This window comes from Actinosynnema sp. (genome assembly GCF_052038725.1).
Map to the genome: position 1 here is coordinate 1 of NZ_JBQGCX010001181.1, position 13,136 is coordinate 13,136.

Below are 13,136 nucleotides of genomic sequence, written 5' to 3' on the forward strand. Positions count from 1 at the left end.
GCGCGGCGAGGTCGACGCGGTGGCCGCGCTGACCGGCGACGCGCTGGTGCTGGCGGGGGAGGGGGCGACGGTCGACGCGGTCGCGGCGGCCATTGACGGCGCGCCGCTCGCGCACGTGGCCGCGCACGGCACCTTCCGCGCCGACAACCCGCTGTTCTCCGCGCTGGAGCTGGCGGACGGCCCGCTCACCGGCTACGACCTGCAGCGGCTCGCCGCCCCGCCCGCGCGGGTGGTGCTGTCGGCCTGCGACTCCGGGCTGTCGGCGGTGCGGCCGGGCGACGAGCTGCTGGGGTTCACCGCCGCGCTGCTCGGCGCGGGCACCGGGGCGCTCGTCGCGCCGGTCGTGCCGGTGCCCGCCGAGGAGACCGCGCCGCTGGTGGTCGAGCTGCACCGGGGGCTGCGGGACGGGCTGCCGCCCGCGACCGCGCTCGCGCGGGCCCAGGCCGCGCACGCCGAGCTCGGTGATCTGGAGTTCGCGGCGGGGGCGGGGTTCCTGTGCTTCGGCGCGTGACCGGTCCACTGTGGACTTGTCGGGCGCGTCCACAGCGGACTCGGCCGGGGCCCGTCGGGGGCGGAAGTTGCTGCACCAACGGGTGAAAGGGGGTGTGGCGACCACCCGACCTGTGGGACACCGGACGGCATGGACATCCGACGAACAGCGGCGCTGACCGCCGCCGCGCTCATGGCGCTGACCACCGCGCCCACCGCCTCGGCCAGCCCGATCGAGGCCGCCCCAGGACCGGGCGGGGGCCGCTTCACGGTCGCGCAGGCGCGCGCCGACGACGGCCCGGAGGCCCTGCTCACCGCCCTGGACGGGCCGGACGGGAAGGTCGTGCTGGACGCGGAGGGCGCGCCGGGCAGCCAGGTGTGGTCGGTGTCCTGCTTCCCGGACGCCACCTGCTCGTTCGCGGTGCCGGGGACCGACCGCCACCTCAACGTGCTGGGGCGCCCCGAGGCGGGCAACGAGGTCGCCACCACCCGGTCCCCGCTGTCCTGGCGGGTCGTGCCGGTGGACAGCGGCACCGTGCTCATCGCGCTGCGCAACAACCCGAGGGTGGGTCCCGCCGCGTCCCCGCTGGACGTGCACCCGACCCCCGTGGTGCTCGACACCGCCGGGTTGTGGCGGCTCAAGCGGGTCGAGCCCTGAGCCGATCGGACCCGTGCCCCGGCGGTCCGGTGGCGCTAGGTTCGAGCGCGTGGCCGACGCACCCGTGAACCGCACCGCCGATCCCGCCGACCTGCTCGCCGTCGCGGTGGCCGAGGCGCGCGCCGGGCTCGCCGAGGGCGGCATCCCGATCGGCGCCGCGCTGTTCGGCCCGGACGGGCAGCTGTGGGGCAGCGGGCACAACCGGCGCGTGCAGGACGACGACGCCTCCACGCACGCCGAGACCGCCGCCTTCCGCGCCGCCGGGCGCAGGGCGGGCTACCGGGGGACCACCATGGTGACCACCCTGTCGCCCTGCTGGTACTGCTCGGGGCTGGTGCGGCAGTTCGGCATCTCGCGGGTGGTCATCGGCGAGGCCCGCACGTTCAGCGGCGGCCACGACTGGCTGGCCGAGCACGGCGTGGAGATCGTGCTCGTGGACGACGCCGGGTGCGTCGAGCTGATGACCGCGTTCACCGCGGCCCGGCCGGAGCTGTGGTTCGAGGACATCGGGCGGGAGCGCGGCTAGCGGTCCTGGGACAGCACCCACATGTTCCACCACAGGTCCAGGGCCTCCAGCCCGTCCGGGGTGGTGGCGGTGGTGGACCGCAGCACGCCGGTGGTCAGCGTCTCGGTGTCCACCCACCACACCTGACCGCTGCCGTCCTTGACGAAGCAGGTGGTGAAGTCGCCCTCGGTGACCCCGGTGACCTGGCGCCAGTAGGTCGAGTAGTGCGTCCGCTGCGTGGTGGGGCGGCACCCGCCCTGCGAGTCGTCGCGCGGGATGTCCTCGGCCTTCACCAGGTCGGCGAAGTGCTTGTCCTGCGCCGCCCGGTCCGCGAACAGCAGGAAGTCGGCACTGGTCGGCGAGGTCATGCCCGCGGTGTCCATCGTCGGCGCGCCGCAGGTCGACGCGGCCACCGCGCCGGTGCCGCCCACGTCGCCGTCCGCGCACGAGGACGACAGCCGGTAGATCTTCGGCAGCCGCTCGGACAGCGTCCGCCGGTCCTCGGCGGAACCGGTGCGGGGGGTGGCGCCCGTGCCGGTGGTGGTCCCGGTGGTCGTGCCGGTGGTGGCGGAGGTCGTGGTGGCGGCGCTGCTCGTGCCGCCGCCCTGGCCGGTCTGCGCCTTCCCGCCCCACGGCCACGTCGCCGCGCCGATCGCGCCCGCCGCCACCAGCACCACCAGCACCGCGCCGAGCACCGCGAGCCGCGCGGACCGCGTCGAGGCGGGCGCGGGCGGGTGGCCCCAGTTCGGCTGGGGGCCGGAGAGCGGGAACCGCTGCGGCCCGGAGAACGACGTCTGCTGCGGTCCGGAGAACGGGCCGTGCTGCTGCGGCCGGGTGTTCGGCGCGGTCGGGACCGGCGGGTGCTGCTGCGCGGTCCGGGCGGGAGGGTTCTGGGCAGGCGGGTTCTGGGCGGCCGGGTTCTGGGCGGGCCCCGCCTGCGCCGGGACCGGCTGCGAGGGCGGCCCCACCCGCTGCGGCTCGACCTGCCGCGGTCCCGCCTGCGGCCCGGTCCGCTGGTGCACCCGCGTCCCCGCGGGCACCACCGCCGTCCCGTCCAGCGCCGCCGCAGCCGCCTCGGCCAGCGCGCTCGCGGTCGGGTACCGGGCGGCCGGGTCCTTGGCCATGCCGCGCGCGATCACCGCGTCCAGCGCCGCGGGCACCCCCGGCCGCGCCTCGGACGGCCTCGGCGGCTCCTCCTGCATGTGCGCCCAGATCTGCGCGGCCGTGCCCTCGGCGGTGAACGGCCTGCGCCCGGTCAGGCAGGCGAACAGCACCCCGGCCAACGCGTACACGTCCACCGCGCCGCCCACGTCGGTCCCGCTGAACCGCTCGGGCGCCATGTAGTCCAGCGTCCCCAGCACCTCGCCGGACGCGGTGATGTGCGTGCTGTCCCCCGCCGCGCTGCGGGCGATGCCGAAGTCGACCAGGTACACGAAGTCCCCGGCCGACAGCAGGATGTTGGACGGCTTCACGTCCCGGTGCACCAGCCCGTCGGCGTGCGCGGCGTCCAGCGCGCTCGCGGCCTGCCGCACGATCCGCACCGCCCGCTCGGGCTCGACCGGCCCGCGCTCCAGCACGTCCGACAGGTCCTCGCCCTCGACCAGCCGCATGTCCAGGTACAGCGTGCCGTCGATCTCGCCGTAGGCGTGGATCGGGATCACGTGCGGCTCCCGCAACCGGGCCGCGACCTGCGACTCCCGCCGGAACCTCGCCCGGAACTCGGCGTCCGTGTGGTACACCGCCGACAAGCGCGTCAGCGCCACGACCCGGTCGTGCGCGGTGTCGTAGGCGCGGTGCACCTCGCCCATGCCGCCGCGACCAAGCAGGCCCTCGACGCGGTACGGCCCGAACACCTCAGCGGACATGCTCTCCCCCCGGCTCCGATCGGTCCCCCACCACACCGACGCCGCGGGGGCGCGCGGGGTTCCTCCACCCGCGCGACCGCGCCCGTGGAGATCGACACCGCTGGTCGGGGGCCCGGTGTCACCCGTTCAGTCTCACCCGAGCGGCGGTTCGGGGGAAGACCGGCCCCGCTCCCCCCGGAACGCCGCCCGGTACGCCTGCGGGCTGGTGCCGACCACCCGCTTGAACCGGTCCCGGAACGCCGTCGGCGAGCCGAACCCGACCTGGCCGGCGATCAGGTCCACCGGCCGCCCGGTCGCCTCCAGCAGCCGCTGCGCCAGCCGCACCCGCCGCACGTGCAGCCAGCGCAGCGGGGTCGTGCCGGTCTGCGCGCGGAAGCGCCGGTTCAGCGTGCGGGTGCTCATGGCGGCTCGGGCGGCGATGTCGTCCACGGTCAGCTCGCGCGCGCAGTTCTCGTCCAGCCACGCCAGCAGCGGCTCCAGCTCCGAGCCCTCCGGGGCCACCGGGTGCGTGGACGGGATGAACTGCGCCTGCCCGCCCTCCCGCTCCAGCGGCACCACGGACAGCCGGGCGGCGTGCGCGGCGGTCTCGGAGCCGTGGTCGCGGCGCACCAGGTGCAGGCACAGGTCCAGCCCCGCCGCCGCGCCTGCCGAGGTGAGCAGGGCCCCGTTGTCCACGTACAGCACGTCCGGGTCCAGCTCGACCGCCGGGAACAGCGCGCGGAACCGGTCGGCGGCGATCCAGTGCGTGGTGGCCCTGCGGCCGTCGAGCAGGCCGGTGGCGGCCAGCGCGAACGCGCCCGAGCAGATCGAGGCCAGCACCGCGCCCCGCCCGGCGGCCTCGCGCAGCGCGTCCAGCACCCGATCGGACGGTGGGACGTGCGGCTGCGCGGTGCCCGGCACGATGATCGTGTCCGCCTCGGCCAGCGCCTCCAGCCCGGCGGTGAGGCGCACCGAGAACAGCCCGGCCCCGACCTCCGCGCGCTCGCCGCACACCACCACCCGGTAGGCGGGGGAGCCGTCCGGCAGGGCGGTGCGGGAGAACACCTCCAGCGGGGTCGAGAGGTCGAACGGGATCACGTCGTCCAGCGCCAGCACGGCCACGGTGCGCACCCGGCCAGCTTATGGCGGGAATCAGGCGGAACGTGGCTTTCCCGCCAGTTCCGGGAGGTGGATCACGCCCCTAGCGTTCGGGGCGCCCCCAGAGGAAGGAACCAGTGATGCTGGCCCAGTTCGTCCTGTTCGACGGCTTCGACCCGCTCGACGCGATCGCCCCCTACGAGGTGCTCGGCGCGTCCGCCGCGCTCGGCGCTGGCGCCGCGTTCGAGGTGGAGCTCGTCTCGGCCGAGGGCGCCCGGCTCGTGCCCAGCGGGCTGCCGGGGATCTCGCTCCGGGCCGCGGGGCCGGTCGACGCCGACCGGGCCGACCTGGTCGTGGTGCCCGGCGCGGTCGCGCTCACCGAGGACGACGTCCGGCGGGTCTTCGGCGCGGCCCTGGCCACCCCGCTCGCGGGCGCGCTCGCCGCCGCCGTCCGGCGCGAGGGCGTCGTGGTCGCCACGGTGTGCGGCGGCTCGGTGCTGCTCGGGCTGGCCGGGCTGCTCGCCGGGCGCACGGCCACCACCAACACCGGCGCGCTGGAGCTGCTCGGCGGGCTCGGGGCGCGGGCCGTGGACGCGCGGGTGGCCGACGACGGCGACCTGGTCACCGCGAGCGGCGTCACCTCCGGGCTCGACCTCGGGCTGCACCAGCTCGACCGCTACCTCGGCGCGGACGCGGCGCTGGCCGCCGAGCGGCTCTTCCACCACGAGCGGCGCGGCACCCCCTGGACCGCGCGGTGACCAAGTTCCTGCTCGCGGTGCACGTGATCACCGCGATCGTGGCCATCGGCCCGGTGACCGTGGCCGCCAGCATGTTCCCGCCCGCCGCCCGCGCCGGGAGGGCGGGGGAGCTGAAGCTGCTCAACCGGATCTGCAAGGCGTACGCGGCGCTGGGCATCGCGGTGCCGCTGTTCGGCATGTTCACCGCCAGCAGTCTCGGGGTGCTCGGGGACGCCTGGCTGATCACGTCCATCGTCCTGACCGCGCTCGCCGCAGGCGTGCTGGTGCTCCAGGTGCTGCCGGGGCAGGAGAGGCTGGTGGCGTCGGTCGCGGCGGACGGGCCGCCCGCCGAGCGCTCGACCACCGCGCGGCTGGCCGCGCGCACCGGGCTGTTCAACCTGCTGTGGGCGGTCGTCACGGTGCTGATGATCGTCCGGCCGGGCTCGACCACCGGGGCCTGAGCGCCCGGCCACGCGGGATCGTCACCCGACCACGCGGAGGTTTAACGCCGCAAGGTGCGCCAGGACACATTCCCGCAACGAGGTCCCGCCACTCTTCGGCCCATGCGCGAGTGGCACGTGGAGGACGGGGAACTGCTCCTGGCGGGCGACGCGGTCGCGGTGGACCTGCCCGCGAGCTGGGCGGCCGAGGTGAGCCACCAGCTGACGATGGCCGGTCCGCTCGGCCCGATCCTGGCCATCCGGCGCAGCGGGCTGCGCTGGTTGTTCCTGGCCGAGCCGGACGTGGACCCGGTCGGGTACGTGCTCCCGCCGGGGGCGCGGTGCTGGACCGGGCCGGGCAGCGTGCCCGCCGGGTCCTCCCGCTGGGTCGTCGCCCCGCGCGGTCGGGCGCTGCCGCCGCTCGGCGCGGTCCGGTGCGCGATCCGCACGGTGCGGCGCGGGTACTAGCCGCCGACTTCGGACGGGTGGCGGAAAGCGCTCTCCACAACACTGGGGCAAGCGCTTGCCGACGTACCGGTCCGACCGCCGCGGGTTCTCCCGCGCGGCCGGTGCTCGCCCTGCGGCCAGACCACCGCAGGGCGAATCCCCGGAAGGCGCTGACGAACCCTCCGGGGCTGGCGCTCGCGCGTCACCCGCGCGCGAGAGCCTCCTCCACGGTGGGCTTGATCGTGAACACCGAGTCCAGGCCGGTCGCCTGCAGCGGGCGCAGCGCGGAGCGGCTCGACGCCACCAGCGCCAGCTCCACCCCCTGCTCCTCGGCGAGCTTGCGGCCCATCACCAGCGACTCCAGGCCCGCCGAGCCCAGGAAGCGCACCCCGCCCAGGTCGACGACCACGGAGCGCGCACCCCCGCCCAGGTGGGCCTTGAGCGGTCTGGCCAGCTCGTCCGCGCTGGTGGTGTCCAGCTCGCCGGACACGTGCAGCACCACCACACCGTCCTCGGGCTCCTCGACCCGCACCGAAGCGAGCGTCGCGGGTTCAGGCACGCCGGTCTCCTCTCATCAGGGCGCCGCACTCGCGGCGCCGTCCACGTGTTCCCAGCACGGTCAGGCGATGTCGGCGGTGGTCTCCGCCAGCACCAGGTCGACCACGTCGGCGGGGTCCGCCTCACCGTTCAGGAAGGCCCTGCGCTGCTTGGCCGCGCCACCGCCGTGCTCCGCCACCGCGGCCAGGTGCCCGCGCACCAGGTCCTGCGCCCCGGCGTCGCGCAGCGCGTCCTCGCCGAACGCGAGCAGCTCGGCCAGCAGGTCGCGCGCCGGGACCAGCGCCCCGGTCCTCGGGTCGATGGCCTGGCCCTCGGCGCCGGCCCGCGCCGCCCGCCAGTAGGCGGCGCGCAGCAGCACGTCGTTGACCGGCTCGGTCGGCGCGCTGTCGGCGGCGGTGCGCACGAACGCCCGCACCAGCTCGGCGATGACCACGGCGTCCTTGGCGGTCAGGGGGATGTCGGCCACCCTGATCTCCACCGTCGGCACGTGCGTCGACGGCCGGACGTCCCAGTAGACCATGGCCGGGTCCAGCACGACCTCGGTGGCCACCAGCGCGGAGACCAGCGCGTCGTAGTGGCCCGCGTTGGTGAACTGCGGCGGGGGGCCGCCGACCGGCCAGCGCGACCACACGATCGAGCGCCAGCTGGCGTAGCCGGTGTCCTGGCCCTCCTCGACGGGCGAGTTCGCGCTCAGCGCCAGCAGCGAGGGCAGCCACGGGCGCAGGGCGTTCGACGCGCGGATCGCGGTCTCCCGGTCCGGCACCCCGACGTGGACGTGCATCCCGCACACGCCCTGCCCGGCCAGCATCTTCCGGTGGGTGTACTGCATCCTCAGGTACCGGGCGTCCTCGGTGATCGAGGGCGGCCCGGTCATGCCCAGCGGCGGCACGGCCGACGCCAGGAGGGCGCCACCCGCGGCGCGGGCGGCCTTCGCCAGGTGCCTGCGGCCCGCGAGGACCTGCTCGGCGAGCTCGGCGGACGAGTGGCACACCGGGGTGGCCACCTCGATCTGGAACGGGGTCAGCTCGCGTTGCACGTCGAACGACGCGCCCGCGTGCTCGGCGACCGCCTCGGCCAGGGGGACCGGACGTCGCGACTCGGGGTCGACGAGCAGGAACTCCTGCTCGACCCCGACGGTCCACGGCTGCGTCATGGGCGCTCTCTACCCATTCCGAACCGAGCTCAACCACCACCTTCGGTGTCCGCCTCCGCGGGTGAGCGCGAGTGCGGTAGCGGGCGCTGGGCCGTTCGGAGCAGCAAGGCCGTGGTCAGGCCGGATTCGCGCAGGTGAGCGAGGTGTCGTCTTCGAGAGGGGGAAGGCGCGGCTGTGGTCGTCGCCACAGCGGGATTCGGGGCGGTCAGGCGGGGGAACCGCGCTACTTCAGCAGCGCGCCCACGTCCTCGGTCAACCGCAGCGCGTCGCCGACCAGGACCACCTCCACGTCGTGCTCGACCGCCAGCGCGGGCAGCACCTCGTCCGCCCGGCCCTCCGGCGCGAACCGGTCGCCCACCAGCGGGTCGGTCAGCAGCAGCGTCGCGACCGCGCCCCGCTCCAGCGCCACGATGACCTCGTCCAGCCCCTGCAGGGCCCGACCGCCCACCCGCGCCGACTCCTCGCGGAAGCGCACCACGGCGGCGCGGCGCTCGTTGCGGTTCGCCCGGCCCGCCAGGTGGTGCACCGCCGGGTCCGCCGGGCCCTCCATCTCCACCACCAGGCGGTGGTAGCGGTCGGGCAGTGCGACGCGCAGCGCCCGGCGCGCGGCCATCGGGCCCGCCAGCACCAGCAGTTCCGCGCGCAACCGGTCGACCAGCGACGCGGCCTCGTGCGCCACGTCGTCCAGCTCCAGCACGTCCAGCTCCGGCGCCGCGCCGGAGGAGCGGGCGCCGACCGTGGCCACCGCGACCGGGCGGCCGGACGGGTCCACGCCGCGCAGGTCCGCACCCCGGTCGTCCACCTGCACCACCACGTGCGGCACCAGCGGCTCGGACAGGTCCACCAGCGGCAGCAGGTACGGCAGGTCGCCGCGCCGCTCCACGGTCCGCGCGGGCGGCACCGGCAGGTGCCGGTCCAGCACGACTTGGCCCTCGGCGGCGATCAGCGCCCGGCCCGCCATGCCCGGCTGCGACGGGCGGGCCAGCACCGCGTCCTCCAGCGCGTCCAGGAGCGCCCGGTCCGCGCCGTCGGCCTCCAGCCGGTCGCACATGGTCTGCCAGCGCAGCTCCGGGTGGTGGCCCGCGTCGAAGTACACCGAGACGAACGGGCCGCGGGCGCGGACCACGCCGCGCAGGGAAGCCGTGTGCATCGCTCTCTACCTCCCGCTCGAACCGGTCCTAGCAGTGGTACCCCTCGTCGTGCGGCGGCAATCCGCCCGCGCGTCCCTGGATCAGGCGACCTCAGAGGCGCGCGGGGGAGTTGGGCCGAACGCGGCGCGCGCGCAGCGAACGCCGGGCGTGCCGGGAGCCCTTGGCGCTGCGGTCGTCCAATGACAGCCGACCGCCCGCACCGGGCCCGTCCTCGCCCTTCTCCTCGGCCTCGCGCCGCTGGCTCCACGCGCCCGCCACGGCCAGCGCCACGCAGGCCAGGCCGACGACCAGGTTCAGCGAGTTCCCGACCGGGCCCGCGTCGAAGGCGCCACCCGTGCCCTCGACGCCCAGCGCGAACGCCACCAGGTGCAGCAGTCCGACCGCGATCCCGGTGCGGCGCAGCGAGTCCCGGTTCGCCGCGGACAACCCCACGGCCAGCCCGGCCGCCGCGTGCACCACGCTCGGGATCGGGCCACCGCCCAGTCCGAACAGGTCCGCGATGCCCCACAGCACAAGCAGGACGCCGAGGGCCAGTGCCGCTCGGCGCGGCCAGTCGAGCCTCTTCATGGTGGCCACCTCGTTTCAGCGTTCGTCGAGCAGGTCCCGCAGGCGGGCGAGCGACCGGCTGAGCAGGCGCGACACGTGCATCTGCGACACGCCCACCGAGTCGGCGATCTGGCTCTGCGTCATGTTCTTGAAGAACCGCAGCAGCACGATCCTCCGCTCCCTCTTGGGTAGCCCGCGAAGCATCGGATCAAGCGCGTGGTGCAGCTCGACCACTTCCAGGGCCGGGTCGTCGACGCCGAGGCGGTGGTCGGAGTCGACCTCGTCCAGGGAGACCATGTGGTTGGAGGAGGTGGCGTGCAGCCCCTCGTAGACCTCGGCGAGCGAGAGGTTCAGGTGCCGGGCGACCTCGCTCGGCGTCGGCGTGCGACCGCTCGCGCGGGCCAGCTCGACGCGGGCGGCGTCGATGGCCAGGCACAGCTCCTTGAGCCTGCGCGGCACCCGCACCGCCCACCCCTGGTCGCGCAGGTGGCGGCGCACCTCGCCGGTGATGGTCGGGACGGCGAACGCGAGGAAGTCGATGCCGCGCTGCACGTCGAACCGGTCCACCGCGTGGATCAGGCCCACGGCGGCCACCTGCCGCAGGTCCTCCACCGACTCGCCGCGCTCGGCGAACCGGTCGGCGATGTGCCAGGCGATCGGCAAGTACTCCGTCACCAGCTGGTCCCGCAGCTCCTGGCGGCGTTCAGCGCGTGACTGCGCCTCGGCCAACTCGCGGAACAACGGCTGGAAGTCCACCACCGCACTCATCCCCGACACCTCAACTCGACGTGCAGAAGGCCGTCACCGTCCACCCAACTGGTGACTGCGTCGGTCACCGAACTGACGACTCGCCAGTACAACGAGTCATGGCCGGGAACGGTGACGGCCGAGGTGCCGACGTGTGCGCGGAACCGAACAGAGGTGCCGTCGGTGTGGAACCTGCAGGCGAGGGTCGCTCGTTCGCGTGCGCGCGCGATCAGCGCGGAGCAGGCCTCGTCGACCGCGATGACGAGGTCGACGGCCAGCTCCGGCGTCGCCTCGGCGGATCGTGCGACCTGCGCCGCGATCGCGCGCAGCGTGGGGAGGCTGGCGGGTCGGGCGGCAAGGGAAACGCGAACCTCCACCCCGTCCATGTGGTGTCCGCTCCTTCGCCTCGTCGCTGTGGACCGCTGCATACCCGGAGGGTGGGCGGTCTACACCACGGCGGGCGTGGAGGAGGGGAGGGAGGTTCGGTGGTGGGGCGCACGACGCGGCGGTCGCGGGGGCGGCGGCTGCCCGCCACCGCCTGGGCCGGGGGCGGTCGGGGTGTCGGTCGGCGGGGAGCGCCGGGACCGCGCCCGCCCTACCGCCACCCCGCCAGGAAAGCCGCCCACCTCGGCCGGGGGAACAGCAGCACCGCGCCCGCCGGGTTCTTCGAGTCGCGGACCGCCGTCACCGCTCCCGCCGGCGCCAGCTCCACGCAGTTCGCCACGTTCGTGCTCCGGCTGCTCTTGCGCCACCGCGCGCACTGGCCCGCGCCGCCACCGCCGAGGTCCGTCACGGCCGCTCCTCCACCAGCTCCGCCAGCAGCTCCGCCGTCGCCCGAGGCGACAGGCTCACGTCCACGATCCGCCCCCACGCCCGCCGGTACCCGTCGACCTCGGCCGCCCCGTCCAGGAACAGCCCCGTCGACTGGTTCTCCACGAACACCACCGCGGGCTCGTGCGCGAACTCCAGCAGCGTGAACGCCCCCGACAGCCCGACGTGCGCCCCCGCGCCCATCGGCGTCACGCGCACCACCACGTTCGACCGCTCGGCCACGTCCAGCAGGTGCCGCAGCTGCCTGCGCATCACGCCGTCGCCGCCGACCCGGATGCGCAGCGCCGCCTCGTGCAGCACCGCCAGGTACTCCGGCGCGCTCGCCCGGTTCAGCACCGCCTGGCGCGCCATCCGCGTGGTCACCAGGGAGTCCAGCTCGTGCTCGGGCAGCGCCGGGTCCAGCGAGCGGATCAGCGCCCGCGTGTACTCCGCGGTCTGGACCAGTCCCGGCACGACCATGGACTCGTAGTTGTGGACCGCGGTCGCCTTGTTCTCGAAGTCGATCAGCGCCCGCCACAGCTTGGGCAGCCCGGCCTGCCGCTCCCACCAGCCCAGCTCCTCGCCGCGCCGCATCAGGTCCAGCAGCTCCCTGCGCCTGGCGCCGGGCACCTTGTAGTACCCCAGCAGCGCGGAGACGTCCTCGACCTGCAGACCGCTCTTGCCGGTCTCCATCCGGCTGATCTTGCTGGAGGACACGCCGAGCACGCTCGCGACGTCCTCGCAGCTCAGCCCGTGCTGCTCGCGGTACGTCCGCAGAGCGCCCGCGACCGTGCGCGACTTCACCGACGTGTAGGCGTTTCCTGGCATGGCGCTATGTTCACCCGGCGGATTCCACTCGGCAATGACACGATAGGGCTATGTATTGCGACAGTTGCAACATAACAGCGCAGCTGTCGCCCGGTGAAGCCCGGCATTCGGGGAATCCCTTGCGCCACTTGAGCTGAAGCGCTCCCGCGCCCCCCGGGCGGCCCCTGAACCGCTGCCCACGAGGGCAGCCGCCGTCGTCCCTCCGGGCAGCGCGCCCTGCCCCAAGGTCCGCCGCGCCGCCGCGCCCGCCGCGCCCGCGCCCGGCGCATGGTTGAGCGATGATCCACGAGGTGGACGAGGCGCTGCGGCGCCTGGTGAGGGAACACGCCCTGAGCGGCACGGACGTCGAGGTCGCCTTCGAGGCCCCGACGAAGGACTGGGCCGCGCGGCGCAACGCGCCCACGGTCAACGTCTACCTCTACGACATCCGCGAGGACCTGCGCCGCCGCCAGCGCGGGATGCTCAACTCCTACGACGACCGCGGCCAGGTCGTGTCCCGCCGCCTGCCGCCGCGCCACGTCAAGCTGTCCTACCTCGTCACGGCGTGGGTGCAGCGCACCGAGGACGAGCACCGCCTGCTGTCCGACCTGCTGGTGGGGCTGCTGCGGCACGAGTCCCTGCCCGCCTCGCTGCTCACCGGCTCGCTGGCCGCGCTGGAGCTGCCGGTGCCGATGTCCTGCGCGCTGCCGCCGCCGGAGGACCGCGCGTTCGCCGACGTGTGGAGCGCGCTCGGCGGCGAGCTGAAGCCGTCGCTGGACGTCGTGGTGTCCGCGCCGGTCGACACCGGCCGCGCCTACCCGGCCGCGCCGCCCGCGCGCACCGTGCGCGTGGACCTGGGCGACACCACGCTCGACGGTGTCGCGTGAGCACCACGAGTCCCGCGGGCGTCACGGGTCTCGTCGGCGCCGGGGACCTGTTCACCCGACTCGCCGCGCTGGAGCGGCGCATCCGCGACGCCGTCGCCGCCCGCCGCGCCACCGACCCCGCCCCCGACGACCCGTTCCGGGGCCTCTACCTGTCCGACGAGGTCATCGACTCGCTGCTCGCCACCCCGCGCGAGGCGTTCGCCCCGTTCCACGACCCCGCCTCGCCCGGCCGCCTCGGCCGCCTGGCCCGGACCGCCGC

At 75.2% G+C, this 13,136-nt stretch carries 17 protein-coding genes and 1 pseudogene; 8 read left to right on the top strand and 10 right to left on the bottom strand.

Annotation, left to right across the window (positions count from 1 at the left end; genetic code table 11):
• The 3 genes from ACTUAL_RS24710 to ACTUAL_RS24720 all read left to right on the top strand — a co-directional run.
• Positions 1 to 511: CHAT domain-containing protein (locus tag ACTUAL_RS24710; protein ID WP_440901933.1), on the top strand; the 511-nt coding region annotated here is incomplete at its 5' end.
• Between the two features lie 129 nt (positions 512 to 640).
• Positions 641 to 1,147 carry a hypothetical protein gene (locus tag ACTUAL_RS24715; protein WP_157767872.1) on the top strand — a complete coding sequence of 169 codons (507 nt, stop codon included), beginning with the start codon at positions 641 to 643 and terminating at the stop codon, positions 1,145 to 1,147.
• 49 nt (positions 1,148 to 1,196) lie between these two features.
• A complete protein-coding gene (locus tag ACTUAL_RS24720) occupies positions 1,197 to 1,673 on the top strand; it encodes a nucleoside deaminase (RefSeq protein WP_096496252.1) in 477 nt (158 codons plus the stop codon).
• Here ACTUAL_RS24720 and ACTUAL_RS24725 read toward each other — a convergent pair.
• Both ACTUAL_RS24725 and ACTUAL_RS24730 read right to left on the bottom strand, forming a co-directional pair.
• The gene (locus ACTUAL_RS24725; protein WP_440901934.1) at positions 1,670 to 3,517 is read right to left on the bottom strand and encodes a protein kinase domain-containing protein; all 1,848 of its coding nucleotides are present in this window, start codon (positions 3,515 to 3,517) and stop codon (positions 1,670 to 1,672) included. The genes ACTUAL_RS24720 and ACTUAL_RS24725 overlap by 4 nt on opposite strands.
• A gap of 132 nt (positions 3,518 to 3,649) precedes the next feature.
• Entirely contained in the window at positions 3,650 to 4,627 is a 978-nt protein-coding gene (locus tag ACTUAL_RS24730; protein WP_440901935.1) for a GlxA family transcriptional regulator, read from the bottom strand.
• A 107-nt stretch (positions 4,628 to 4,734) separates the two neighbouring features.
• Here ACTUAL_RS24730 and ACTUAL_RS24735 point away from each other — a divergent pair, with 107 nt between their 5' ends.
• The 3 genes from ACTUAL_RS24735 (at position 4,735) to ACTUAL_RS24745 (ending at position 6,239) form a co-directional block, all read left to right on the top strand.
• Positions 4,735 to 5,352, top strand: coding sequence for a DJ-1/PfpI family protein (locus tag ACTUAL_RS24735; RefSeq protein ID WP_440901936.1), 618 nt, complete (start codon positions 4,735 to 4,737; stop codon positions 5,350 to 5,352).
• Positions 5,349 to 5,792 carry a hypothetical protein gene (locus tag ACTUAL_RS24740; protein WP_096496250.1) on the top strand — a complete coding sequence of 148 codons (444 nt, stop codon included), beginning with the start codon at positions 5,349 to 5,351 and terminating at the stop codon, positions 5,790 to 5,792. The genes ACTUAL_RS24735 and ACTUAL_RS24740 overlap by 4 nt, the downstream gene beginning before the upstream one ends.
• 102 nt (positions 5,793 to 5,894) lie before the next feature.
• Positions 5,895 to 6,239, top strand: coding sequence for a hypothetical protein (locus tag ACTUAL_RS24745; protein ID WP_015804108.1), 345 nt, complete (start codon positions 5,895 to 5,897; stop codon positions 6,237 to 6,239).
• A 181-nt stretch (positions 6,240 to 6,420) separates the two neighbouring features.
• Here ACTUAL_RS24745 and ACTUAL_RS24750 read toward each other — a convergent pair whose 3' ends face one another.
• The 8 genes from ACTUAL_RS24750 to ACTUAL_RS24785 form a co-directional block, all read right to left on the bottom strand.
• A complete protein-coding gene (locus ACTUAL_RS24750) occupies positions 6,421 to 6,777 on the bottom strand; it encodes an STAS domain-containing protein (RefSeq protein WP_015804107.1) in 357 nt (118 codons plus the stop codon).
• 60 nt (positions 6,778 to 6,837) lie between these two features.
• Positions 6,838 to 7,929 (bottom strand): carboxylate-amine ligase, encoded by a 1,092-nt coding sequence (locus ACTUAL_RS24755; RefSeq protein ID WP_440901937.1) that lies wholly within the window; start codon positions 7,927 to 7,929, stop codon positions 6,838 to 6,840.
• A gap of 223 nt (positions 7,930 to 8,152) precedes the next feature.
• A complete protein-coding gene (locus ACTUAL_RS24760; RefSeq protein ID WP_096496248.1) occupies positions 8,153 to 9,079 on the bottom strand; it encodes a baeRF2 domain-containing protein in 927 nt (308 codons plus the stop codon).
• Between the two features lie 91 nt (positions 9,080 to 9,170).
• On the bottom strand, positions 9,171 to 9,647 hold the full coding sequence (locus ACTUAL_RS24765; protein ID WP_440901938.1) for a hypothetical protein: 477 nt from the start codon (positions 9,645 to 9,647) through the stop codon (positions 9,171 to 9,173).
• 15 nt (positions 9,648 to 9,662) lie between these two features.
• Complete coding sequence (locus tag ACTUAL_RS24770; RefSeq protein ID WP_440901939.1) at positions 9,663 to 10,394, bottom strand: SigB/SigF/SigG family RNA polymerase sigma factor; 732 nt, start codon at positions 10,392 to 10,394, stop codon at positions 9,663 to 9,665.
• The gene (locus tag ACTUAL_RS24775) at positions 10,391 to 10,759 is read right to left on the bottom strand and encodes an ATP-binding protein (protein ID WP_015804102.1); all 369 of its coding nucleotides are present in this window, start codon (positions 10,757 to 10,759) and stop codon (positions 10,391 to 10,393) included. The genes ACTUAL_RS24770 and ACTUAL_RS24775 overlap by 4 nt, the downstream gene beginning before the upstream one ends.
• Before the next feature lie 209 nt (positions 10,760 to 10,968).
• Positions 10,969 to 11,166 carry a DUF397 domain-containing protein gene (locus ACTUAL_RS24780; protein ID WP_440901940.1) on the bottom strand — a complete coding sequence of 66 codons (198 nt, stop codon included), beginning with the start codon at positions 11,164 to 11,166 and terminating at the stop codon, positions 10,969 to 10,971.
• Positions 11,163 to 12,011: a helix-turn-helix domain-containing protein gene (locus tag ACTUAL_RS24785; RefSeq protein WP_096496244.1), complete on the bottom strand. Its 849-nt coding sequence runs from the start codon at positions 12,009 to 12,011 to the stop codon at positions 11,163 to 11,165. Before ACTUAL_RS24785 ends, ACTUAL_RS24780 begins: the two co-directional genes overlap by 4 nt.
• A 278-nt stretch (positions 12,012 to 12,289) precedes the next feature.
• Here ACTUAL_RS24785 and ACTUAL_RS24790 point away from each other — a divergent pair, with 278 nt between their 5' ends.
• Both ACTUAL_RS24790 and ACTUAL_RS24795 read left to right on the top strand, forming a co-directional pair.
• Entirely contained in the window at positions 12,290 to 12,877 is a 588-nt protein-coding gene (locus ACTUAL_RS24790; protein WP_096496243.1) for a DUF4255 domain-containing protein, read from the top strand.
• Positions 12,874 to 13,136: pseudogene (locus ACTUAL_RS24795) on the top strand (ATP-binding protein); the annotation flags it as partial. The gene ACTUAL_RS24790 and the pseudogene ACTUAL_RS24795, both read left to right, overlap by 4 nt.

Excerpts from the sequence above, each read along its gene's own strand:
- ACTUAL_RS24715 (WP_157767872.1), top strand. The coding sequence starts at position 641 with ATGGACATCCGACGAACAGCGGCGCTGACCGCCGCCGCGCTCATGGCG.
- ACTUAL_RS24785 (WP_096496244.1), bottom strand. The coding sequence starts at position 12,011 with ATGCCAGGAAACGCCTACACGTCGGTGAAGTCGCGCACGGTCGCGGGC.
- ACTUAL_RS24725 (WP_440901934.1), bottom strand. The coding sequence starts at position 3,517 with ATGTCCGCTGAGGTGTTCGGGCCGTACCGCGTCGAGGGCCTGCTTGGT.
- ACTUAL_RS24755 (WP_440901937.1), bottom strand. The coding sequence starts at position 7,929 with ATGACGCAGCCGTGGACCGTCGGGGTCGAGCAGGAGTTCCTGCTCGTC.
- ACTUAL_RS24745 (WP_015804108.1), top strand. The coding sequence starts at position 5,895 with ATGCGCGAGTGGCACGTGGAGGACGGGGAACTGCTCCTGGCGGGCGAC.
- ACTUAL_RS24790 (WP_096496243.1), top strand. The coding sequence starts at position 12,290 with ATGATCCACGAGGTGGACGAGGCGCTGCGGCGCCTGGTGAGGGAACAC.
- ACTUAL_RS24765 (WP_440901938.1), bottom strand. The coding sequence starts at position 9,647 with ATGAAGAGGCTCGACTGGCCGCGCCGAGCGGCACTGGCCCTCGGCGTC.
- ACTUAL_RS24775 (WP_015804102.1), bottom strand. The coding sequence starts at position 10,759 with ATGGACGGGGTGGAGGTTCGCGTTTCCCTTGCCGCCCGACCCGCCAGC.
- ACTUAL_RS24770 (WP_440901939.1), bottom strand. The coding sequence starts at position 10,394 with ATGAGTGCGGTGGTGGACTTCCAGCCGTTGTTCCGCGAGTTGGCCGAG.
- ACTUAL_RS24760 (WP_096496248.1), bottom strand. The coding sequence starts at position 9,079 with ATGCACACGGCTTCCCTGCGCGGCGTGGTCCGCGCCCGCGGCCCGTTC.
- ACTUAL_RS24735 (WP_440901936.1), top strand. The coding sequence starts at position 4,735 with ATGCTGGCCCAGTTCGTCCTGTTCGACGGCTTCGACCCGCTCGACGCG.